The 21,152-nt window shown below is 61.0% G+C and carries 19 protein-coding genes; 3 read left to right on the top strand and 16 right to left on the bottom strand.

Going from position 1 to position 21,152, the window contains the following annotated elements; genetic code table 11:
• Positions 1 to 154 precede the first annotated feature (154 nt).
• From FY152_22575 to FY152_22535, 9 genes are all read right to left on the bottom strand, one after another.
• Positions 155 to 1,690: an ABC transporter substrate-binding protein gene (locus FY152_22575; GenBank protein ID UXS34880.1), complete on the bottom strand. Its 1,536-nt coding sequence runs from the start codon at positions 1,688 to 1,690 to the stop codon at positions 155 to 157.
• A gap of 183 nt (positions 1,691 to 1,873) precedes the next feature.
• Positions 1,874 to 2,776, bottom strand: a complete 903-nt coding sequence (locus FY152_22570) for a LysR family transcriptional regulator (GenBank protein UXS34879.1) — start codon at positions 2,774 to 2,776, stop codon at positions 1,874 to 1,876.
• 177 nt (positions 2,777 to 2,953) lie between these two features.
• Positions 2,954 to 3,703 carry an ABC transporter ATP-binding protein gene (locus tag FY152_22565; protein ID UXS34878.1) on the bottom strand — a complete coding sequence of 250 codons (750 nt, stop codon included), beginning with the start codon at positions 3,701 to 3,703 and terminating at the stop codon, positions 2,954 to 2,956.
• The gene (locus FY152_22560; protein UXS34877.1) at positions 3,700 to 4,536 is read right to left on the bottom strand and encodes an ABC transporter ATP-binding protein; all 837 of its coding nucleotides are present in this window, start codon (positions 4,534 to 4,536) and stop codon (positions 3,700 to 3,702) included. The genes FY152_22565 and FY152_22560 overlap by 4 nt, the downstream gene beginning before the upstream one ends.
• A complete protein-coding gene (locus FY152_22555; GenBank protein ID UXS34876.1) occupies positions 4,533 to 5,465 on the bottom strand; it encodes an ABC transporter permease in 933 nt (310 codons plus the stop codon). The genes FY152_22560 and FY152_22555 overlap by 4 nt, the downstream gene beginning before the upstream one ends.
• On the bottom strand, positions 5,462 to 6,529 hold the full coding sequence (locus FY152_22550) for an ABC transporter permease (GenBank protein UXS34875.1): 1,068 nt from the start codon (positions 6,527 to 6,529) through the stop codon (positions 5,462 to 5,464). The genes FY152_22555 and FY152_22550 overlap by 4 nt, the downstream gene beginning before the upstream one ends.
• Positions 6,530 to 6,547: 18 nt before the next feature.
• Positions 6,548 to 8,188, bottom strand: a complete 1,641-nt coding sequence (locus FY152_22545) for an ABC transporter substrate-binding protein (GenBank protein UXS34874.1) — start codon at positions 8,186 to 8,188, stop codon at positions 6,548 to 6,550.
• Between the two features lie 50 nt (positions 8,189 to 8,238).
• Positions 8,239 to 9,294, bottom strand: a complete 1,056-nt coding sequence (locus tag FY152_22540) for a peptidase (GenBank protein UXS34873.1) — start codon at positions 9,292 to 9,294, stop codon at positions 8,239 to 8,241.
• Positions 9,295 to 9,499: 205 nt separating this feature from the next.
• The gene (locus tag FY152_22535; GenBank protein UXS34872.1) at positions 9,500 to 10,207 is read right to left on the bottom strand and encodes a phosphoribosyltransferase; all 708 of its coding nucleotides are present in this window, start codon (positions 10,205 to 10,207) and stop codon (positions 9,500 to 9,502) included.
• Between the two features lie 207 nt (positions 10,208 to 10,414).
• Between FY152_22535 and FY152_22530 the strand changes: the two genes are divergently transcribed.
• The 3 genes from FY152_22530 to FY152_22520 all read left to right on the top strand — a co-directional run bounded on the left by FY152_22530 (position 10,415) and on the right by FY152_22520 (position 13,470).
• Positions 10,415 to 11,587 (top strand): amidohydrolase, encoded by a 1,173-nt coding sequence (locus tag FY152_22530; protein UXS34871.1) that lies wholly within the window; start codon positions 10,415 to 10,417, stop codon positions 11,585 to 11,587.
• A 221-nt stretch (positions 11,588 to 11,808) separates the two neighbouring features.
• Complete coding sequence (locus tag FY152_22525; protein ID UXS34870.1) at positions 11,809 to 12,270, top strand: hypothetical protein; 462 nt, start codon at positions 11,809 to 11,811, stop codon at positions 12,268 to 12,270.
• Between the two features lie 6 nt (positions 12,271 to 12,276).
• Positions 12,277 to 13,470 carry a hypothetical protein gene (locus FY152_22520; GenBank protein ID UXS34869.1) on the top strand — a complete coding sequence of 398 codons (1,194 nt, stop codon included), beginning with the start codon at positions 12,277 to 12,279 and terminating at the stop codon, positions 13,468 to 13,470.
• 62 nt (positions 13,471 to 13,532) lie between these two features.
• Here FY152_22520 and FY152_22515 read toward each other — a convergent pair whose 3' ends face one another.
• The 7 genes from FY152_22515 to FY152_22485 all read right to left on the bottom strand — a co-directional run bounded on the left by FY152_22515 (position 13,533) and on the right by FY152_22485 (position 21,128).
• Entirely contained in the window at positions 13,533 to 15,326 is a 1,794-nt protein-coding gene (locus FY152_22515; GenBank protein UXS34868.1) for an adenine deaminase, read from the bottom strand.
• Positions 15,323 to 16,243, bottom strand: a complete 921-nt coding sequence (locus FY152_22510) for a nucleoside hydrolase (protein UXS34867.1) — start codon at positions 16,241 to 16,243, stop codon at positions 15,323 to 15,325. The genes FY152_22515 and FY152_22510 overlap by 4 nt, the downstream gene beginning before the upstream one ends.
• 2 nt (positions 16,244 to 16,245) lie before the next feature.
• Positions 16,246 to 17,271 (bottom strand): ABC transporter ATP-binding protein, encoded by a 1,026-nt coding sequence (locus FY152_22505; GenBank protein UXS34866.1) that lies wholly within the window; start codon positions 17,269 to 17,271, stop codon positions 16,246 to 16,248.
• A complete protein-coding gene (locus FY152_22500; GenBank protein UXS34865.1) occupies positions 17,264 to 18,043 on the bottom strand; it encodes an ABC transporter permease in 780 nt (259 codons plus the stop codon). Before FY152_22500 ends, FY152_22505 begins: the two co-directional genes overlap by 8 nt.
• Complete coding sequence (locus FY152_22495) at positions 18,040 to 18,867, bottom strand: ABC transporter permease (GenBank protein UXS34864.1); 828 nt, start codon at positions 18,865 to 18,867, stop codon at positions 18,040 to 18,042. The genes FY152_22500 and FY152_22495 overlap by 4 nt, the downstream gene beginning before the upstream one ends.
• A 174-nt stretch (positions 18,868 to 19,041) precedes the next feature.
• Positions 19,042 to 20,064: an ABC transporter substrate-binding protein gene (locus FY152_22490; GenBank protein UXS34863.1), complete on the bottom strand. Its 1,023-nt coding sequence runs from the start codon at positions 20,062 to 20,064 to the stop codon at positions 19,042 to 19,044.
• Positions 20,061 to 21,128: a LacI family transcriptional regulator gene (locus FY152_22485; GenBank protein ID UXS34862.1), complete on the bottom strand. Its 1,068-nt coding sequence runs from the start codon at positions 21,126 to 21,128 to the stop codon at positions 20,061 to 20,063. Before FY152_22485 ends, FY152_22490 begins: the two co-directional genes overlap by 4 nt.
• Between the last annotated feature and the right edge of the window lie 24 nt (positions 21,129 to 21,152).

Here is a 21,152-nt window from a genome sequence, read left to right as displayed (position 1 = left end):
CGTCATTCCAGCCCCGAGCCGGAACCCAGCCGACGCGCATCTGCGCGGCGGAGAGAGCCCTTTCAGCCCAAGGACTTGGGCTGGCTGGATGCCGGATCATCCTCGGGCTCGACCCGGGGACCGACATGACGGAAGAAACGGCTATCGACAAACGTCACTCTTCCCAATGCACATCCGTCAGCACATTCGAGGGAATGGGCTCGTTTTCCCACAGCCCCTTCACCTTCTTGTCCCAGACGCCGAGTTTCGGCATGACGAAAAGGAAGAGAGCCGGCACATCTTCCGCGAGGATTTTCTGGGCTTCACCATAGAGCTTTTCCTGCTCGCCGGCATCCGCTGTCTTTTCGACATTCGCCACGACCTCGTTGAAGGTCGGGTTCTTGTAATTGAAATAATAGGGATCGCGCGCATAAATATCGATATCCATCGGCTCCGCATGGGCAACGATGGTCATGTCGTAATCCGCGCCTTTGAGAACATCCGCCACCCATTTCGCCGGAAACTCGGTGGTCTCGATGGTCATGGTCACGCCGAGTTCGGCAAACATCGCCTGCAGGATTTGCGAGGTCCGCTGGGCATAGGCCATTTGCGGGGCCTTGATGGTGAAGCTGAAACCATCTGGATAACCGGCTTCCGCAAGCAGCGCCTTGGCCTTGTCGATATCAAAGGGGTGAATGCCCGTCGTATCGATATAGCCGCGGTCATTCGGGGTGTAATGGCTGCCGATGGCCGTGCCGAAGCCGGACCAGGCGCCTTCAATGACGGTGCCGCGATCCACCGCCATCATCAGCGCCTGACGCACGCGCTTGTCGCCAAAGGGCTTGCGGGCATTGTTCATGCCGGCCACGACCTTCAGCTCGGTATTGCCAACGAAGGTGCCGAGGCGCGCGTCGCCATCGAAGGAGGTCATCAGTTCCGGTGCGCCGAATTCCGGGAAGGCATCGATATCGCCGGATTTCAGTGCAGCGGCCTGCGCCTGCGGATCGGAGACGAAACGGAAGGTCGCCTTGTCGAGCTTTACCGAAACGGCCTTGTCCCAATAGGCGTCGTTCTTCTGCAACTCGACCTTGTCGCCCTTGGCCCAGGCCACGAATTTGAACGGGCCGGTGCCGACAGGAGTGGTACGGTTATTCTCCGCGCTTTTTGGCGCCACCATCACGGAGGCTGGCCAACCCAGCCAGTAGAGAAGACTGCCGGCCGGCTGCTTCAGCTTCAGCACCAGCGTTGCGGCATCCGGCGTCTCGATACTGTCGATGGCGGCGAAGAAGCGTTTCTGCGGATTGACCGAGCTTTCGCCACGCGCCCGATCCAGCGCAAATTTCGCGACAGCGGAATCGAAGGCCTCGCCATCATGGAAGGTCACGCCCTTGCGCAGCTTGAACGTATAGGTCTTGCCATCAGCAGAAATCTCCCAGCTTTCGGCAAGCTGCGGCTTCACCTTGCCTTCTCGGTCGATCTTCACCAGACCTTCGAAGACATTCTGCCAGGTGACCTGGCCGATGGCGACGGGGGCGGCGATGGTCGGATCGAGACCGGCCGGCTCCACCGCCATGCCAAGCGTCAGCGCTGTTTTCGGCGCGGCTTCGGCAACCGTTACCGAAAGCGGCAGCCAGAGCGCCGTGCCCAATGCAAGGCTCAGCGCGGTACGGCGCGAAAGCGTTGCCGCCTGCGAAAGATAAGTGCGTGGCATCATTGTCCCCTGTCTGGCGGCCGGGGCATTTTTTGCCCTCGGAAGACCGCCCGTTGCAAAAAGAGTGTCATGTTGCAGGCGCACACACAATCTCGATTTTTGTGTGCTCCGTGTAGCTGAAATGGCTACACGGAAATGCGGATGGAAATCAACCTTCCGGGCGGAAAGACCAAACCATCCCGCTTATCCCGCCGTCGCCTCGCGCATGAAACGCTCGATGAAATCGGCGAGCTTGGAGGCGGCGAAGGACAATTGCCGGTCGGGCGCAACGCAGAGATCGATCTGGGTATGGATGCCCTTCTTGCCGGAGAGCGGAACGGCGACCATCTGGCCGCTGCGGATTTCCCGCGCCACCGAAAGCGCCGGCAGCAGCGTGGCGGCGGCGTGGCCCAGCACCAGCTCCTTCAGCATTTCCAAAGAGCTGGTAATGAAGACGGGATCAAGCTCGATGCCCCCATCGGCAAACAGCGTGTCGAAGGCCTGACGCGCAGCAAAACTCTTGTCCGGCAGGGCGAGCGGCAGGCTGGCCAGCTCCTTGAGCGAGACTTCCGCCTGCCCGGCAAGCGCATGACCGGCGGGAAAGATCGCGTCATAGCTGATACGGGTGCGCGAGCGCACTTTCACACCGGAAACCTTCGGGGCAAACAGGCTGACGACCAGATCGGCTTCCGCAGCACCCAGCGCCTCCATCGCCTGGCGGGCGCTGGTAATATGCACCTCGAAGCGCAGTTTTGGGTATTTCAGGCTGAACTGCGCCAGCACCGGCGCGAGAAGGTTCGCCACCGTCGCGCCATTGGCATAGACCGTGACCCGGCCGCGCTGCAGGCCTTTCAGATCGTCGATCAGTTGGTGCACATGGTCGAGTTCCCGCAACGTCTTGCCGGCGCGGGCGGCGAGCAGCTCGCCCGCAGCGGTCAGCTTCACGCCGCGGCTGGAACGCTCCACCAGCGGCGAGCCGAAATAATATTCGAGGTTCTCGATCTGCCGGCTCACCGCCGTCGGCGCGACATTCAGATTTTCCGCCGCGGCGCGCATGGAATTGGTGCGGACCAGTTCGTCGAAATACATCAATGCGCGCAGTTGCATGGTCTGGATACCTTGTTTTGGCCGACACCGTCCGTCATGCCGGGCTTGACCCGGCATCCAGCGCGATCAAGTCCTTGATCGCAATAGAGTCTCTGACCGCGCAGACGCGCGGTCGCTGGATTCCGGCTCAAGGCCGGAATGACGGAAGATGTCATTTGACCCGACTATAGCGGCACCTCAAGCGCGCTTGAAGCCCTCGCTCGCCACCAGCAGCTGCCTTGTATAATCCGCGCTGAATTCCCGGCTTTCCAGCGCCTCCGCCTGCAACATTTCCACCACCTTGCCGCTTTTCATCACCGCAAGGCGATCGCACATATGGCTGATGACGCCGAGATCGTGGCTGACCATGACGAAGGTGAGATTGCGGTCCTTGCGGGCCTGTTCCAGCAGGTTGAGGATTTCCGCCTGAATGGAGGCGTCGAGGGCCGAAGTCGGCTCATCCAGCAGTAGGATTTTCGGCTCGACGATCAGCGCACGCGCAATGGCGATGCGCTGGCGCTGGCCGCCGGAAAGCTGGTGCGAATACCGGAAGCGGAAGCCGGAACCGAGCCCCACCTCATCCAGCGCGCGGGCAATGCGCTGCTCGCGATTATCCAGACCGTGGATGACCAGCGGTTCGAGCAGCAGCGCATCCACCGTCTGGCGCGGGTGCAGCGAGCCATAGGGGTCCTGAAACACCATCTGCACATCGCTATAGAAGCTCTTGTCGCGGCGCTTGCCGGCATAGGAGCGTCCGGCCACCATCAGGGAGCCTTCATCGAAATGGTTGAGACCGGCAATGGCGCGCAGCAGCGTGGATTTGCCGGAACCGGACTCGCCGACGATGCCAAAAGATTCGCCCTCTGCCACATCGATGCTGACGCGGTCGAGCGCGATGTAACCGTCGAAATCCACCACCATGTCGCGAACGGAAAGAACTGAACTCATGCGCGCCACTCCGGCTTGCGTTCCAGAACCGGCAGCGGATGCCGGTGGCCGCCGATTTCCGGCAGGCAGTTCAGCAGGCCCTGCGTATAGGGGTGCTTCGCCTCTTTCAGATTGGCGGAAGCAAGCTCTTCCACCACCTTGCCGGCATACATGACGAGAACACGGTCGCAGAAGGACGAGACCAGCCGCAGATCGTGGCTGACGAAAATCAGCCCCATGCCGCGATCCCGCACCAGCTTGTCGAGAATGTCCAGCACTTCGAGCTGAACGGTCACGTCGAGCGCCGAAGTCGGCTCATCGGCGATCAGCAATTCCGGGCCGCAGACCAGCATCATGGCGATCATGACACGCTGGCCCATGCCGCCTGAAACCTCGTGCGGGTAAAGATCGAAGACGCGCTCGGGATCGCGGATTTGCACGGCTTCCAGCATGGCGAGCGTGCGCTGGCGCGCCTCGCCGCTGCCGATCTTTTCATGGGTGCGCAGCGTTTCCATGATCTGGCGGCCGATGGGCATGACCGGGTTCAGCGAATATTTCGGGTCCTGCAGGATCATGGCCATGCGCTTGCCGCGCATGAGCCGCCTTTCCTTCGCCGAAGCTTTGAGAAGATCGATATCCCCGAAGCGCAGGGCATCGGCCTCGATGCGCGCACTTTTCGGGGTCAGCCCCATGATGGCGCGGCCGGTCTGCGATTTGCCGGAGCCGGATTCGCCGACAATGCCGAGGCGTTCGCGTCCCAGCGTGAAGGAGACACCGCGCACCGCCTCCACCAGCCCGGTGCGGGTGGGAAAGGAAACGCGCAGGTTCTCGACAGTCAGAAGCGGTGCGCTCATTGGTTCGCCTCCTTGGGGTCCAGCGCATCGCGCAGGCCATCGCCCAGAAGGTTGAAACCGAGGCTGACGATCAGGATCGCAATGCCCGGCATGGCGGCAACCCACCATTGATCGAGAATGAACCGGCGTCCGGAGGCGATCATCGCGCCCCATTCCGGCAGCGGCGGCTGCGCGCCAAGGCCAAGGAAGCCAAGACCGGCGGCAGTGAGGATGATGCCAGCCATATCGAGCGTGACACGCACGATGAGCGATGACATGCAAAGCGGCATGACGTGTTTCAGGACGATGCGGAAAGGCGAGGCCCCCATGAGTTTCACCGCCGCGATGAAATCGGAATTGCGGAAGGTCATGGTTTCGGCGCGTGCGATGCGCGCATAGGGCGGCCATGAGGTGACCGCGATGGCGAGCACGGCGTTTTCAATGCCCGGCCCAAGGGCGGCCACCAGCGCCAGCGCCAGAACCAGTTTCGGAAAGGCCAGAAAGATATCGGTGATGCGCATCAGAACGGCATCCACCCAGCCGCCGGCATAACCCGAGACGGTGCCAACGATGAGCCCGATGGGGGCCGCGATGATGGCCACCAGCAGCACGACAAAGAGGGTCAACCGCGAGCCATGAATGAGACGCGAGAGAATATCACGCCCCTGATCATCCGTGCCGAGCAGGTAACCTTCCGTCCCCGGCGGCAGAAGCCGGGCATTGCGCAGATCGCCCTGCACCGGATTGTGCGGTGCCAGCACATTGGCAAACAGCGCGACGAACAGCAGCGCAACAATGATGCCGAGGCCCAGCAGCGCCAGCCGGTTTTCCGAAAAGCGCCGCCAGATGACATAGGCACGGCCAAGGCGCGCCTGTCTGCGCGAGGCCGGCCGGTCGGAGAGCAGCCATTCGCGGCTGTAAGGTTTCAGTGTATCGGTCGAAATCGTCATCGGCTGCGCGTCCTTGGATCGAGCGTCCGGTAAAGCAGATCGGAGAAGAGATTGATGCCGACAAAGATGGCGCCAATTACGATCGTGCCGCCAAGAACGGCATTCATATCCGCATTCTGCAGGGAATTGGTGATGTAAAGGCCGAGCCCCGGCCAGGCGAAGATGGTTTCGGTCAGCACCGAACCTTCGAGCAGACCGGCATAGGATAGCGCAATCACCGTCACCAGCGGCACGGCGGCGTTGCGCAGCGCGTGGAACCAGATGATGCGGGTTTCCGAAAGCCCCTTGGCGCGCGCCGCAACGATATATTCCTGGGCAAGTTCGTTCAGCATGAAGGAACGCGTCATGCGGCTGATATAGGCCAGTGAAAAATAACCGAGCAGAGAGGCTGGCAGGATGATGTGGCGGAACAGGTCCCACAACACGTCCCATTGCCGCTGCCAGATCGCGTCGATCAGGAAAAAGCCCGTGACCGGCGTGAAGGTGAATTCATAGACGATATCCATGCGGCCGGGATAAGCGACCCATTGCAGCCGAGCGTAAAACACCAGCAGCGCCAGGAGGCCCAGCCAAAAGATCGGCACGGAATAACCAATGAGGCCGATGACGCGCACCACCTGGTCGGCAAAGCTGCCGCGCTTGACGGCGGCAAGCACACCGAGCGGTATGCCGAAAACGGCGCCGATGATGGTGCCGATCGTCGCAAGTTCGATCGTCGCCGGGAACACCCGCTTGATATCCTCCATCACCGGATTGGTGGTGAGGACGGAGATGCCGAAATCTCCCGAAAGCGCCTGCTTCAGATAAAGAAAGAACTGCTGCCAGAGCGGCAGGTTGAGGCCGAGCTGCTCACGCACCCGCTCGACCACATGCGCAGGCGCGCGGTCGCCGACGATCGCCAGTGCGGGATCGATCGGCACCACACGGCCAATGAAAAATGTGACCGCCATCAACCCCAGAAAGGTGGTGATGACGGTGACGGCGAAGCCGAGAATGGCCTTCACACGGGCGTTGGCACGGCGTTTGCCCTGCCTCGCCCGGCTGTTCGTTTCAACGATGCTCAAGAGACCGATCCTTCCGGATCATTCCTTGGAGATCGTATAGACGTAGTTGGTGTCGAAGCTCGGTCCAAGCTTCAGGCCCTTGAGCTTGGCGGAATATCCCGCCACTTCCGTCTGCTGGAAGATGATGACGAAGGGACCCTTCGCCAGAACTTCCTTCTGCAGGTTTTCATAGATGGCGGCGCGCTTGGCGCTGTCCTTCTCCAGAAGCGCCGACTGGGTTTCCTTGGTCAGATCAGGAACGTCCCAGGCATTGCGCCAGGCGAGCGTCTTGTTCTTGCCCTCATCGGAATTGTCGTAGTTGATGGTGAAGGTTTCGGCATTCGAGTTCGGATCGAAATAGTCCGAGCCCCACTGGCCAATGTAGATATCATGGGTGCGGGCGCGGTACTTGGTCAGCGTCTGCTTGCCATCGCCCGGAATGATTTCGAGCTTGATGCCGGCCTGCGCCAGCGTCTGCTGCACGCTTTCGGCAATGCCGGTTACCGGCTGCGTATTGCGCACATCCATGGACACGGTGAAGCCGTCCTTCAGGCCGGCCTTGGCCAGAAGTTCCTTCGCCTTGGCGACGTCGAGCTTGTAGGGGTTCTCGTCAAGCGCGCCGAGCTGGCCCTTCGGCAGGAAGGTCTGGTGGATTTCGCCGATGCCCTTGATGATCGTCGCACCGATGGCGTCGTAATCGACCAGATATTTGAAGGCTTCGATGACCTCGGGCTTCTTCAGGTTCTCGTTCTTCTGGTTGAGGCTGAAATAATAGACGGTGCCCTTCGGCGCGGAGGTGACGGCAAGGCCTTCCTTCTTGGAAACGGCTTCCATATCGCCCGGCTCGAGGTTGCGGGCCACATCGATATCGCCGTTTTCAAGCGCCAGGCGCTGGCCCGAGCTTTCCTTCATGTGACGATAGACGACGCGCTTCAGCTTCGGCTTCTCGCCGTAATAATTCGGGTTGGCCTCGAGGATGACCGCTTCATTGGCCTTCCAGCCAAGGATCTTGTAGGGGCCGGAACCGGCATAACCGGTCTTCAGGAATTCATTACCGAAATCCGTGTCGTATTTGTAATCGGCGCTCGGGGTAACGGACTTCGCCTTTTCGGTGATGAGCTTCTTGTCGACCACCGAAGCGACAGTTGCGGTGAGCACGTTCAGCACGAAGCTCGGCGCATAGGGCTTGTCGACCGTCAGTACGAAGGTGTTCGCATCCGCAGCCTTGGCTTTTTCATTGACGTTGTCGCCCTTGAGGCCGAACTGCGTCAGCAGGAATGCCGGCGACTTGTCGAGCTTGACGGCGCGCTCGAAGGAGAATGCCACATCGTCAGCGGTGATCGGATTGCCGGAGGCGAATTTCAGGCCGGATTTCAGCTTGAAGGTGTAGGTGAGACCATCCTCGGAGGTCGTCCAGCTTTCGGCCAGATCGCCGATCACCTTGGAGGTGTCGTTGAGATCGATGGAAACCAGCTTGCTGTAGGTGTTGCCGGTAACTTCGGCTGCGGACAGCTCGAATGCTTCGCCCGGATCGAGCGTGATGATGTCGTCGATGGCGAAACCTTCGACCAGAGTGTCGGCCGGCGTGGCGGCGAAAGCATGCGGCGCAGACAGCATCATCAGCGACAGTGCAGCGCTGGTGCTAAGGATACGCATGGACTTGTTGAGCGATTTGATCATAGGATCTCCCCTTTTGTTATGATATTGATTTAGTTCGCTTTTATTCGTCGTCAGGCCGGTTCATGCCAGGCCTGGGATAGGACGCGCAGCCAGTTTTCCCGGCAGATTTTGGCCAGTTCTCCGTCACCGTAGCCCGCCGATTTCAGCGCCGCAACCAGATTGTGATTGCCGCTCGCATCCGCAACGCCGACGGGTACCGTCGCGCCATCGAAATCGGATCCGAGCGCCACGCAGTCGATGCCCATGCGCTCCACCATGTAGTCGATGTGGCGCACCATTTCGGAAAGCGGGGTGTCGGCAATGTCGCGCGCATCCGCCCGCAGCATGGTCACGGCATAGTTGAGGCCGACCAGACCGCCACTTTCCTTGATGGCATCCATCTGCCTGTCGGTGAGATTGCGGGCGACGGGGGTGAGCGCATGCGCATTGGAATGGCTGGCGATCAAAGGCTGGTTCGTGGTCTTCGCCACATCCCAGAAACCCTTTTCGGTGATATGCGCGAGATCGATTAGAATACCGAGCCGGTTGCATTCCTTCACCAGCGCAAAACCGGCATCGGTGAGACCGGGCGCGGTATCGGGCGACATCGGATAGGAGAAGGGAACCCCGTGGCCGAAAATATTGTGCCGGCTCCAGACCGGGCCGAGCGAGCGCAGGCCGGCGGCATAAAACACTTCCAGCGCGTCGAGATCGGCTCCGATCGCCTCGCAGCCCTCCATATGCAGCACGGCGGCGAAAACATCCTCGGCAAAGGCTTTGCGGATTTCCGCCGTGGAGCGGCAAAGCCGCCAGGCGCCGGCACGATCGAGCCTCAGCGCGATCGCCGCCTTTTCCATGGCGATATCAAGCGAGGGCTGGCGTTCAAGCGGGGCGGCAAGCGGTGTGTTGTAGTGGCCGTTCTGGTCCGGCTCCTGCAAAATCAGATCGCCCGAGGGGATGTAGATGGCGCAGATACCGCCGCCAAGGCCGCCCGCCCTTGCGCGGGGACCGTCGATATGGCCTTCACGCGTGCCGTTTTTGAATTCCGCAACCGGGTCGGCGCCGGCCTTGCTGTTGCGCCACAACCGAAGCAGCACATCATTATGACCGTCGAACACTGCATGCATGTCAAGAAATTCCAGTAAGCGGCAAGACCAAAGGGGGTGGGCAGACGCCGGAATGACACCGCGCGAAAGCAAACCGGCGCATTTTTCGCCGACCGCTGTAATCTGTCGAAGATGATCTTAGGACGATCTCTCGCGGCTCCGCAAGACGCAAATTAGGCAACGATGAAATTATCACCACTTGCCTTTTACCGCGAATTGCGAAACGTCAATCCCGCCAGCCGTCTTCCGCCTTCTTCAGCAGCGGCGTGGCGAAAACACCCCTCACCCGCTCCGGCCATTCCGGCCCGAAAGCAGCGATTTTTTGCCGCCAGCGATCCGATTGCAGCATGGCTGCTCCGATCACCACCGGCCGGATGCCGGACGAGGCGAGAAGCGAAAGACCTGAAATGATGGAACTGCCGCTCGATATGACATCATCCACCAGCGCCACCCGCCTGCCCTCGATGAGCGGCAACATGCGCGGATCGATATAAAGCCGCTTTTCCTGTTTGGTGGTGATGGAGGACATGGGCACCGACAGTTCCTCCAGATACCAGAATTTGCGCGACGTCCCGAGCGGCACGTAACGGGAATGGCCAAGGTGGCGGGCAACGGCGGCGGCGAGCGTCAGCCCGAGCGTCGGCAGGCCGATCACCACATCGGGCTTGAGGGGGAGAAGCTTCTGGGCAAGATCGGCGGCCAGCGCCTCCAGCACCTCAAAAGAGGCCTGATTGACGATGAGCGAGGCCAGCGCGTGCTCGCCATCCGCCAGCGGCCGGATTGGCAGGCAGATCTGACGTCCATCATCCAGTTCCGCCGGAAAGAAGGCGGAATGCGGGCCTGCCGTTTCAAAAGTGCGGGGTGCAAGAATATCCTGCCAGAATTCATGCGGCGCAGCGGGGGACTGGGCGGCGGGCGATGCGGATTGCGGCATCGGTCTTTTCCTTTCAGGAACGGGGCGGCAAACGGCACTCGCAATTTTCAGTCACGCCAACCCGGTTCTTAACATCAGGCATTTCAACAACCGCAAACATGCGGCGGGTTCTTTTCATTGGCTTTTTCAGCTAGAAGGAAACAAAGCAACAGGCATTCGGACAAGCTCACCTATGGCGTGAGTTTTTCCCATATTCAAGGACAAGCTATGAGACTGCTGGACCGCATCGGCGAGGACCTGCCATTCCTGACGGAGCTTCGCCACGATCTCCACGCCCATCCGGAACTGGGCTTTGAAGAGGAGAGGACGAGCGCCATCGTCGCCGACCTGCTCGAAAGGGCGGGATTGAAGGTCCATCGCGGTCTTGGCGGCACCGGCGTGGTCGGCACCCTGCAGGTCGGCAACGGCACCCGCAGCATCGGTCTTCGCGCCGATATGGATGCGCTCGCCATGCCCGAAGTTCCAGACAGGCCCTATAAATCGAAGTTCCCCGGCAAAATGCATGCCTGCGGCCATGACGGCCACACCGCCATGCTGCTGGGTGCCGCGCGTTATCTCGCAAGGACCCGCGATTTTTCCGGCACCGTGCATTTCATCTTCCAGCCGGCCGAAGAGGGCCGCGGCGGCGCGAAAAAAATGGTGGAGGACGGGCTTTTTACGCTGTTTCCCTGCGATGCGGTTTATGGCCTGCACAACATGCCGGGGCTTGGCATTGACGAGATGGCCGTGGTGGAAGGACCGCAGCTCGCCTCTTCCGATAGCTGGCGCGTCACCTTCAGGGGCGTCGGCACCCACGGCGCCAAGCCGCATCTCGGCCGCGACCCGGTGACGGCGGCGGGCACCTTCCTCGCTTCGCTGCAAAGCATCGTCGGCCGCGTCGTCGATCCGCTGCAACCTGCCGTCGTCAGCGCCTGCTCGGTGCAGGCGGGTGACCCGAAGGCGCTCAATGTCATCCCCGATCTCGTCGAAATCGGCGGCACGGCGCGTGCCTATGCGCCAGACGTGCGCAACCAGCTTGAAACGGAAATCGGCAGGCTCGCCAGGGGTACGGCAGCCATGTTCGGCATCGAGGCGAATTACGAATTCATCCGCCGCATTCCGCCTGTCATCAACGAGGCCGATGCAACGAAACGGGCGCTCCGAGCCGCTAAAACCGTCTTCGGCAACAAGGCCCGCACCGCCTTCCCGCCCTCGACGGCCGGCGACGATTTCGCCTTCTTCGCAGGTGAAGCGCCCGGCTGTTACGTCTGGCTCGGCAACGGCCCGGCGGTGGATGGCGCGCTGCACCACAACACGTCCTACGACTTCAACGACGCCGCAATCGTTCCGGGTGCGGCCTTCTGGGCGACACTGGTGGAGCAGGAGCTGGCGGCGGAGTGAAAGCGGCCGCTCCGGCATAAGAGCCGGCGTGGCTTTCAGACGTAAAGCTATCTTCCAACAATCGCCTTGGGACAATGGCTAAATAATACTGTGTAGAATTTAGAATTATTGGCCGTGTACATCAATATTCAATAGACTCAACCAGATATTTAGTATACATACACGGCATAATCGCATTTTATTATTTTATTTCTGTTCAAATTCTCACGCGGGCAAGCATCATGACGAGACTTGTTGTGCCACAAAGTGCGATTACCGGGCGTCTGGCCCAAGCTAAATCTTATAAAAACCTGCCGCCCGATGACTATCGCGACCGTCTGATCAAATATATCCCGGCAGAATCCGTCGCCCTTTACGTTGCCGTCGATAAAATGGTCAATTCCCACTATGGGCTGAGCACGCTCGCGGCGGACAGCGCCGTCTCCACGCAGGCCGCGATCGTCAGCTGGGCCATTCTGGCCCTCGGCATCATCGGCACGCCCATCTATCTCTATCGCCGCAGACTGCCGGGCCAGCCCTGGATGCTGAATGCCGGCATCTCCACCATCGCCTTCGTGCTCTGGGCCTACACATTGAGCGGCTCGGTCTTTCTCGTGCACCAATGGTACAGCGTTTTCTGGGCCGGCCTGCTCGCGCCGATCTTCACCTTCGTCGCCGGATTTTTCGAACCCAAACCGGAGTAAGCGTCCATGCCGACCTATGAGGACCTGCGCGCCTATTTCGACGCTTCCGATGCCATGACGCAATTGGCGCGCGAGGCATCGAAAATCCCCATCGTGCACGGCTTCACCCTCGACGTGGATCCGTTATGGATGCTGCTTTACGATATGGAAGATGGCGTCCTGCCGGAGAGCGAGCGCTACCGGTATGAATATCTTCTTGACGGTCGCCCTTTCCGCGACTGGTGGAGATTGCCCCTGGCTTTTCCGGAATGGCCGTTCCAGACGCCCTATCAGGGATATAGGCGCCGCGACCTCAAGCGTGACGTTTCGCTGTGGGACGCAATCCCGCGCCCAACGAAAAGCGGTCCTGTCGTGATGACCATCGTTTACGGCCCGCTCAAGACCCCGGCAAAAGGTGCGCCTGAGCCTCTGGAGGACGGCAGCGACATTGCGGCGCTTCGCCAATTAACCGCTCTCATTAATGGGAGTCTCGCTTCCGCCCGGATAGAGGAACGTCCAAGGGCAAGGCTTGCCTTTGCTGCCGGTGATGAAATCACCGCCAGCGCCGGTGACACCGGCACCTATGGCGGGACGCTGACCAACGCGCGCAAAAAGCAATATGGCATGACCTGCGCCCATGTCGCCAACACCGGCAACGATATTTTCGACGTATCGGGAAAACGGATCGGCGCGGTGATACATCATACCAAGCTCCATCCCTTGCCGGCGCAGACGGTCTGCGATCCCGTGGTACTGCCGATACCCAATCCCTATCCCGGCAACGATCCGCCTGTGAATATGTTCGATTTCTCGCTGATCGAGCTGACCAAAGCACCGGCAGCGTCTTCCTTGGGCGGGGTGGCCGCCAGCCTGACGCCGGGGCAAAACGTGACCCTCAGGGGCAAAAGCGGCACCTATAAGTGCAAGCTCGGTTCGCTGGCGATCAGCTACGCCTTCACGGACGGCACCTCGACCTATTGTTTTCGCGACCAGATCGAGCTTCGGCCGCAGCCGGTCATTCCGATTGGCGGTGCGCTGGGACATCTCGTCACGCCCATGCCGACGCAGGGCGATTCCGGCGGCTGGGTTCTGACGGATGATACGACGCCGCTCTGGGCCGGCGTGTTTTTCGGCGAAGATGGCAGTCGCGGTTATTGCTCGCGCGCCAGCTGGGCGCATGACTGGGCCGAAAAGCAGGTGGGCGGCCCCCTCTCCGTTTAATCTCCGCGCTTATGCCTGCGCCGATTCACCGGAATGGGAAAAGAGCCAGAGTGCCCCGGCGCTCACCCCACCACCGCAATCACCGGGCTTTCCATCACCCTGCCCGTCAGGACATCGGCAATGCCCATATCCGTCTGGTGCGGGCCGATATTGCAGGCAAGCGTGGCGCCGAAGCAAGCCTTGAAGACGAGATAGGGCGGCTGCCATTCCACCACCCTGCCGACGGCTTCGCGCAATTCTTCGAAAGCCTTTGCCACCTCTTCAAGAGGCGCATCCGATACGAGGCCGGAGAGCGGCAGGGGAAGCAGTGCGGTGACCTTGCCTTCAGAGGCGACAGCCATACCGCCGCCTGCCACTATCACTGCATTGGCGGCGAGCGCCATGTCCTCGGCATTGCCGCCAAAAACGGTGAGGTTGTGGCTGTCATGCGAGACAGTGGTGGCGAAGGCGCCGTTCCAGCGTCCCCAGCCGGTAAGGAAGCCGGTTCTGGTGACCGGCTGGGCCTTGCCGTGGCGGTGGGTGACGGAAATCATCGTCGCGCCCTCAGGCGGAACGACGAAGCCGTCCTTCACCTCGGCCTCCACCTCGCCCCATTGCGTGAAGCGAGGACGGTCGATGGTGGCAAGGCGCACCCTCGCGCCCTCGGAGGCAACGCGGAAATCATCGGCTTCACGCAGCGGCAGCTTCATCGAGCCTTCGAGCGCCGCCGCATCACAGGCCGGAATGTCGACGAGCATATGCCCGCCTTCCGCAACCGCCCTGCCCCCTACCAGAACGTGGCGGGCCGCAAAGCTGCTCAAATCCTCGAAAATGACGATGTCGGCGCGACGGCCGGCAGCGATGAGGCCGAGATCGGCACGGCCGAGCCTTTGCGCAGCATTCAGTGTTGCGGCGCGCAGCGCCCATTCCGGCTTCAGGCCATAACCGACAAGGCGGCGTACCACATCGTCAAGTCCGCCGCCGCGCAGCAGGTCATCCGGGAACACGTCGTCGGTGCAGAGCGTCACCGTCTGCGGCAGATGGCCCAGCGCATTCAGCGCCTCCACGAATTCCGGCAGCAGGTGATCGTGCGAGCCGCGCAACTCGATGGTGAGCCCCGCCCTGAGCTTCGCCATCAGGTCTTCGGCCGAGACCAGCTCGTGATCGGAAGAAACGCCCGCCGCCATGAAGGCGTTGAGATCGGCATCCTTCAGGCCGCGCGCATGGCCGCAGAGAAGCTTCTCCGAGACGAGCCCCGCCTGCACGATGCCGCTCATGCGCGGATCACGCTCGATGACGCCGCGCATGTTCATGATTTCCGCAACGCCGCCAATCTGCGGCCAGGAGAGGATATCAGCGAGAATTCCGGCGTCGAAATCTGCACCGCCGCGCTCCAGCCCCGGTGCTGACGGCACTGACGACGGCGCAAGCAGAATGGCGCGCAGCGGCAGGTTTTCTATTGCTTTCGCCACCCAGCGCACCCCTTCCACACCGTGCACATTGCCGAATTCATGCGGGTCCCAGACGATGGTGGTAACGCCACGGGCGACCACAGCCTTCGCATAGACGGCCGGTGTAACCATCGAGCTTTCAATATGCATATGCGTGTCGATGAGGCCGGGCGAGACATAGGCGCCTGCCGCATCGATGATCCGTGCAGCGTCGCTGCGGCTTGCACGCTCGTGCACGCTGGCGATCAGCGCGCCGACGATGCCAATATCGGCAGCGCGAAGCTCTCCCGTGACGACATCCACCAGCGTTCCGCCAGTGATGAGAACATCAAATGGCGCATCGCCGCGTGCGGCGGCAACCGCGCGGGTGCGGAGTGCATCGTCGGTGAGATCCGCCGGCTCGCGCGTCGGGAATTGCGTCTTCATCGGGCGGCCTCCTGGCGCAGCGCCTCAAGAACGGCAGCCGTCGCGGCTTCGGCATTCACGCTTTCGGCAAAATGCGCGTTGAAGGCCTGAACCTTCTCCAGGCGCGTTTCAACCACGGTTCGCCCGCGTGTCAGCGCTGCGTGCAGTTCGACATCGATGCGTGCATGGCGCCAGCCAAGCAGGTCGGAGGTGAAGCCGACGGCGGCGACAGGATCGTAAAGCGCCATGGCCGGCCGGCCGCGTCTCGTGGCGATGCCGATGAAACCTTCCAGCAGATCGGCGATCAGCCCGGCGTTTTTACCACCGGCATTGCGGATCGGCAGCACATCGGCAGGCGAGGCGGTGACTTTGCGGCAGGCGTCCAGATCGACCATGCGCAGCGGCAAGCCGTGGGAGAGCACGATGGCCAGCGCTTCGGGATCGGCAAAGGCGTTGAATTCAGCCGAGGCGGTGTGGTTGCCGCTGGTCACGCCGCCACCCATCCAGGTCAGATCGGAAATTCTGGCCGCAAGATCAGGTCGGGCAAGGCACAGGGCGGCAATATTGGTGAGCGGTCCAAGCGCGAGGACACGCTTTTCGCCTGCTCCCTCCAGCCAGCTGCAGAGAGCGGCGAAAGCATTGCTTTTCGGCAGAGCCGGCGCATCCGGCAGGCTTTGGCCGACGGTCGGAATGCCGCTATCGCCCAGAATGCATTGCGCGGTTTCGAGCGCGCCCAGCACCGGCATGGCGCGGCCCTGATGGATCGGCATCGACCAGCCGAAGGCGGCAACGGCGCCGGCGGCATTGCGGCAGACCGCCTGAAGCGTCGCATTGCCGAAGACCAGCGAAATGCCGTCAATGGCAAGGCCCGACGATTGCACCACCATGATGGCGGCAATATCGTCAAAGCCCATATCGGTATCGATCCATACACCCATGGTCAGTTGAACACCTTGAGGCTCGCCGCCTTTTCAACCGGCAGATCGAAAGCGAGCGTATCTCCAATCGTATGGGCGGCAAGCGCCGCATCGGTTTCCGCCTTGATGGGCCCAAGCGGCGTATCCAGCAGATATTCGCGGCTGTTGCCGGCAAAGGAGGTGCCGCGCACGGTTCCCTGGAAAGGACCTGAACCAAGGGTGACCATGCGCGGCCGCCAGGCCAGTCCGGATGCTGAAAGGACTGGTCCGGGAAGCGGTGTCATGCCGTTTGCGGTTTTGAGCGCGCCGCCTTCCAGCGCGAAGATGTTTTCGAAACCGACGAAATCCGCCACGAAGGACGAAACCGGTGCGTTATAAATCTCTTCCGGCGTGCCGATCTGTTCGATCTTACCGCCCTTCATGACGACAATGCGATCAGCCAGCGCCAGGGCCTCGATCTGGTCATGGGTGACGAAGATCATCGTCACGCCGGTTTCCTTCTGCACGCGCTGCAATTCGGTGCGCATTTCAAGGCGCAGGCGGGCATCGAGGTTGGAAAGCGGCTCATCGAGCAGGAGCACCTTCGGTTCCATGACCATGGAGCGCGCCAGCGCCACGCGCTGCTGCTGGCCGCCGGAAAGCTCCGCCGGCTTGCGCGAGGCGAAGTTGGACAAGCCGACCGATTTCAGGCCGGAGGCGACCTTGTCCTCCAGCGTCTTGCCGCTCATGCCCTTGAGCTTCAGGCCGAAGGCGACGTTTTCATAGACCGTCAGATGCGGGAAAAGCGCATAGGACTGGAACACCAGACCCACGGCGCGCTTGTTGGCGGCGACACGGGTGATATCGGCCCCATCGAGATCGATACGCCCGCCCGCCACCGGCATCAGCCCGGCAATGGCGCGCATCGTCGTGGTCTTGCCGCAGCCCGAAGGCCCGAGAAGCGCGAGCAGCTCGCCCTTGCGGATATCGAGATCGAGATCCTTGACGGCAATGCTGTTGCCATAAGCGAGCGAGACTTTTTGGAGCGAAAGGTAATTTGCGTCAGACATAACGGGAGAACCCCAGAAAACGTTCGGCCATGAAGACGATGCCGATGGAAAGGAAGGCGAGCAGCGAAGAGAGTGCGGCCACGGAAGGATCGAAGACGATTTCCATGTAACCCAGCATGTCGATGGGCAGCGTGCGCACGCCAGGCCCCGACAGGAACAGCGATACCGGCACCTGGTTGAAGCTCGTCACGAAACCGAGAATGAAGGCAGAGAGAATGCCGCCACGAATATTCGGCAGCACCACGCGGAAAAACGCACCGAGCCGCGACGAGCCGAGCAGCACCGCCGCTTCTTCGATGTCCGAGCGCAGATTGTTGAGGCTGGCCGATACCACCCGCACCGCATAGGGCAGGATGAGGGCTGTGTGCGCGAGAAACAAAGCAAGCGTGATGCCGATGCCGAAGGGCACGACGAAATAACGCAGCAGCGCGAGACCCACGATGATGCCGGGCACAATGATCGGCGCGGAAACGATGGTGCGCACCGTCTCGGCAAAAGGCAGCTTGTAGCGCGACATGGCGTAGGAGGCGGGAATGCCGAGGATGAGCGCTGCAAAGGTGCCGCCGATGGCGAGGAACATCGACATGGCAAAGCTTTCCCGGAAGCTCTCAACGGTAAAGACCTTGGCGATCCATTTCAGCGAAAAGCCCTGCGGCGGGAAGGCAAGCGTATCGCCGGCCGAAAACGAGGCGGCAACGATGATGAGAAACGGCCCGATGAGGAAACCGACGACAAGCAGAAGCGTGAGCGGAATGAAGAGCTGCCGGGTCATTTCTTGTTCCTTGCGGTGGCGATGCGCTTCAGCAGGATATTGGCGGCAAAGCTCATGACGATCAGGATGAAGGCGATGACGCTGGCGGCGACGAAATTGTTGGAAACCGTCACCTGCTGGTAAAGCAGGGTTTCCAGCATCAGCACCTTGGAGCCGCCAAGAATGGCGGGCGTGATATAGGCCGTCAGCGAACCGGTGAAGACCAGCGTGCCGCCGACAACCAGCCCTTCCTTGGTGAGCGGCAGGATGACCTTCCAGAACACCTGCAACCAGTTTGCGCCGAGAACGCGCGCGGCGGCGATGGTATCCTTCGGCATATTCTCCAGCGCGCTGATGAGGGAGATGATCATCAGCGGCAGAAACAATTGCAGAAGACCGATGAAGACGGCCGTTTCGGAAAACAGGATGCGGATCGGCGCGTCACTCAGGCCGACAGCCTGCAGCGCCTGGTTGACGATGCCGGTTCTGCCCAGAATGACGATCCAGGCATAGGTGCGGGCAACCGGCGAAATCATCAGCGGCAGCACGACCAGATTGACCACATGGCCTTTTGCCCCCGGCGAAAGATTGACGATGGCGAAAGCCGCCGCATAACCCACCACCGCTGAGACGATGGTGACAAGCGCGCCAAGCTTCAGGGTGCGCAGGAAAACCGTCTGGTTCAGCGGATCGGAAAAGAAATCGGCGTAAGCGGACAATGTCCAGCCATCGGCGCTGTGGAAGCCCTCCGACAGAAGCATGAAGACCGGCACAAGAAAGACCGCCGCCGCAAAAATAGCGGCGGGCAAGGCAAGCGCCAGCGCTTCGGCCCGGTTCTGAAACATGGGTTTATTCCCTGAACGGCCACGCGGCCGGTTACGGTTGAAGCCGGCGTGCCGGCTTGCGGTCTGAAAAGGTTGGAAAAGCGGTCAGGGGACGACCAAACCGCTTTTCCTGAAACGGGGCGAGCCCTTGCGGACGCTGAAAATCACCCCGTTCCTGACTGAAACTGTCCCGGCTTATTGCCCGACCTTGGAGTTCCACTCCGACAGCCACTTGTCGCGGTTATCCAGCGTCACGTCGGAAGGAATGAGCTGCAGGCTTTTTGCGGTTTCGTCGCCATAGGTGATGTTGTTCGCCACCTCGTCGGAAACCTTGACTTCCCTGTTGGTCGGGCTGTCCACCAGCTTTTCGGCCAGCGCCTTCTGAACGTCGGTCGAGAGCCAGAAATCCATGAACTGCAATGCCAGATCTTCGTTCTTCGTACCCTTCGGCACCACGAGCACATTCATGCCGCCGGTCTGGCCTTCCTTGGGCGTCGCCCAGGCGAGCGGCAAGTCAAGCTTGGTGAAAGGCGCCCAGGAGAAGCGGCCGATCGGGGCGGCCCAGATTTCTTCCTGCTGCATCAACTGCACCAGCTGCGAGGATTTGACGTAGAAAGTGACAATATCATCCTTCTTTTCGCCCACAGCCTCGATGGCGCCGGAAAGATCAGGCGTATCCTTGCCGATAGCCTTGCCGAGCATGTAAAGCGCCGGCGGGCCCTGATTGGTGGTGACGTTCGGGAAAGCGACATGGTCGACGATGCCGTCCTTGAGGAGATCGGCCCAGCTATCGACCTTCATCTTGTCGGTGCGGTAAACGATTGAGGTGGCGTAGAAATTGACGCCGACGCTCATGCCGTCGCCATTCGGGTCCTTGGCGATATCATAGAGCTTGTCGATATTCGGGACCTTGGAAGCGTCGATCTTCTGGATCAGGTCCTTGCGGGTGGCGGAAAGCGCATCCGCCATGGAAACGATGGCGAGATCGACCACCGGATTGGCCTTGTTGGCCTCCATCTTGGCCAGACGTTCGACGCTGTTGCCGGTCTCGACGACCAGCTTGCAGCCGCATTGCTTTTCGAACGGCGTATAGACCAGTTCCTTGAATTCGTCCTGCGCGAAGGCATAGACCGAGATCGTCAGCGTCTTGTCCTGCGCCTGCGCGGCACCCATCGTCAGCATCAGGGCGGTGCCTGATGCAAGAATGATTTTTTTCATGGTGTGAGTTCTCCTGCTGTCGTGTTTTTGGCTTCAATCGCATCATGCTTTTTTCTGCCGGTGGAGCCGCGCATGATCAGCGCCATCGGTATGTTCGATATTTCAGCCTTCACCTCGGCGGCGATGCCGTTTTCGAAGCCCGCTTCGCCATCGATTGCGCGCAGCAGCGCCTCGACCGCCAGATCGGCGATGCGGCCCATATCCATGCGCATCGTCGTCAGCGGCGGCGTCACGACGGCCGAAAAAATCAGATCATCGAAGCCCGTAACACTGGCCTCTTCCGGCACCTCGATACCCTCGCGCTGCAATTCGGTAAGCGCGCGCAGCGCATGCAGGTCCGATACGCAGGCGAAGGCGGTAAAACCATCCGCAACCCTGTCAGCGAGGCCAAGACGGCAACCCGCGCCATCAGCCTTTTCAATGGCATCTATCCATAGCGTCTGCGTGGTGCAGGCCTTGCCGAGCCCATCGCGAATGCCGCCAAGGCGGTCGTTCTGCACGTTGGAATCGCGGTTCTTGCCCACCAGCACCACCCTGTCGTGGCCAAGCCCCGCCAGATATTCGCCGACCTGCCTGCCGCCATCCCAATGGTCGGCGGCAACTGTGTTTCCAGGTGTCGATGGACTGTCGATTACCGCCACCGGACAGTCGACATCGGCGATGCGCGTGCCCCGGCGGGGAACGACCACCATGCCATCCACCCCGCGCTCGATCAGACGGTTGATGGCATCCGTCTGCATGGCGATCTCACCGCGCGAGTCGGCGATCAGCACACCGTAACCGGCATTGACGGCCGCCTTTTCGATGGCCTGTGCGATCTGCGGGAAAAGAGGATTGGCAATATCGGGCAGAACCAGCCCCAGAACGCCGCTCTTGCCGGTGCGAAGCGCCCTGCCCGCCGAACTCGGCACATAACCAAGCTCGCTTGCGGTCTTGCGGATGCGCTCCACCAGCTCCGGCGAAACCCGACCCTTGCCAGACAGCGCATTGGACACGGTTGCAACCGACACGCCGAGTGCCGCTGCTATCGCGCTCAGATTGGTGGCAGGCCGTGAAGACGCCATGATGGTCCGAAAGGGCTGATTAAA

Origin of the sequence: Agrobacterium tumefaciens (genome assembly GCA_025560025.1) — a bacterium.
In the GTDB taxonomy this organism is placed as follows: Bacteria; Pseudomonadota; Alphaproteobacteria; order Rhizobiales; family Rhizobiaceae; genus Agrobacterium.
Note: the sequence above shows the minus strand (reverse complement) of the source record. Positions and strands in the feature narration are given on the sequence as shown.

Excerpts from the sequence above, each read along its gene's own strand:
- FY152_22530 (UXS34871.1), top strand. The coding sequence starts at position 10,415 with ATGAGACTGCTGGACCGCATCGGCGAGGACCTGCCATTCCTGACGGAG.
- FY152_22500 (UXS34865.1), bottom strand. The coding sequence starts at position 18,043 with ATGACCCGGCAGCTCTTCATTCCGCTCACGCTTCTGCTTGTCGTCGGT.
- FY152_22575 (UXS34880.1), bottom strand. The coding sequence starts at position 1,690 with ATGCCACGCACTTATCTTTCGCAGGCGGCAACGCTTTCGCGCCGTACC.
- FY152_22535 (UXS34872.1), bottom strand. The coding sequence starts at position 10,207 with ATGCCGCAATCCGCATCGCCCGCCGCCCAGTCCCCCGCTGCGCCGCAT.
- FY152_22540 (UXS34873.1), bottom strand. The coding sequence starts at position 9,294 with ATGCATGCAGTGTTCGACGGTCATAATGATGTGCTGCTTCGGTTGTGG.
- FY152_22520 (UXS34869.1), top strand. The coding sequence starts at position 12,277 with ATGCCGACCTATGAGGACCTGCGCGCCTATTTCGACGCTTCCGATGCC.
- FY152_22565 (UXS34878.1), bottom strand. The coding sequence starts at position 3,703 with ATGAGTTCAGTTCTTTCCGTTCGCGACATGGTGGTGGATTTCGACGGT.
- FY152_22510 (UXS34867.1), bottom strand. The coding sequence starts at position 16,243 with ATGGGTGTATGGATCGATACCGATATGGGCTTTGACGATATTGCCGCC.
- FY152_22570 (UXS34879.1), bottom strand. The coding sequence starts at position 2,776 with ATGCAACTGCGCGCATTGATGTATTTCGACGAACTGGTCCGCACCAAT.
- FY152_22555 (UXS34876.1), bottom strand. The coding sequence starts at position 5,465 with ATGACGATTTCGACCGATACACTGAAACCTTACAGCCGCGAATGGCTG.
- FY152_22515 (UXS34868.1), bottom strand. The coding sequence starts at position 15,326 with ATGAAGACGCAATTCCCGACGCGCGAGCCGGCGGATCTCACCGACGAT.
- FY152_22495 (UXS34864.1), bottom strand. The coding sequence starts at position 18,867 with ATGTTTCAGAACCGGGCCGAAGCGCTGGCGCTTGCCTTGCCCGCCGCT.
- FY152_22505 (UXS34866.1), bottom strand. The coding sequence starts at position 17,271 with ATGTCTGACGCAAATTACCTTTCGCTCCAAAAAGTCTCGCTCGCTTAT.
- FY152_22525 (UXS34870.1), top strand. The coding sequence starts at position 11,809 with ATGACGAGACTTGTTGTGCCACAAAGTGCGATTACCGGGCGTCTGGCC.
- FY152_22560 (UXS34877.1), bottom strand. The coding sequence starts at position 4,536 with ATGAGCGCACCGCTTCTGACTGTCGAGAACCTGCGCGTTTCCTTTCCC.
- FY152_22485 (UXS34862.1), bottom strand. The coding sequence starts at position 21,128 with ATGGCGTCTTCACGGCCTGCCACCAATCTGAGCGCGATAGCAGCGGCA.
- FY152_22490 (UXS34863.1), bottom strand. The coding sequence starts at position 20,064 with ATGAAAAAAATCATTCTTGCATCAGGCACCGCCCTGATGCTGACGATG.
- FY152_22545 (UXS34874.1), bottom strand. The coding sequence starts at position 8,188 with ATGATCAAATCGCTCAACAAGTCCATGCGTATCCTTAGCACCAGCGCT.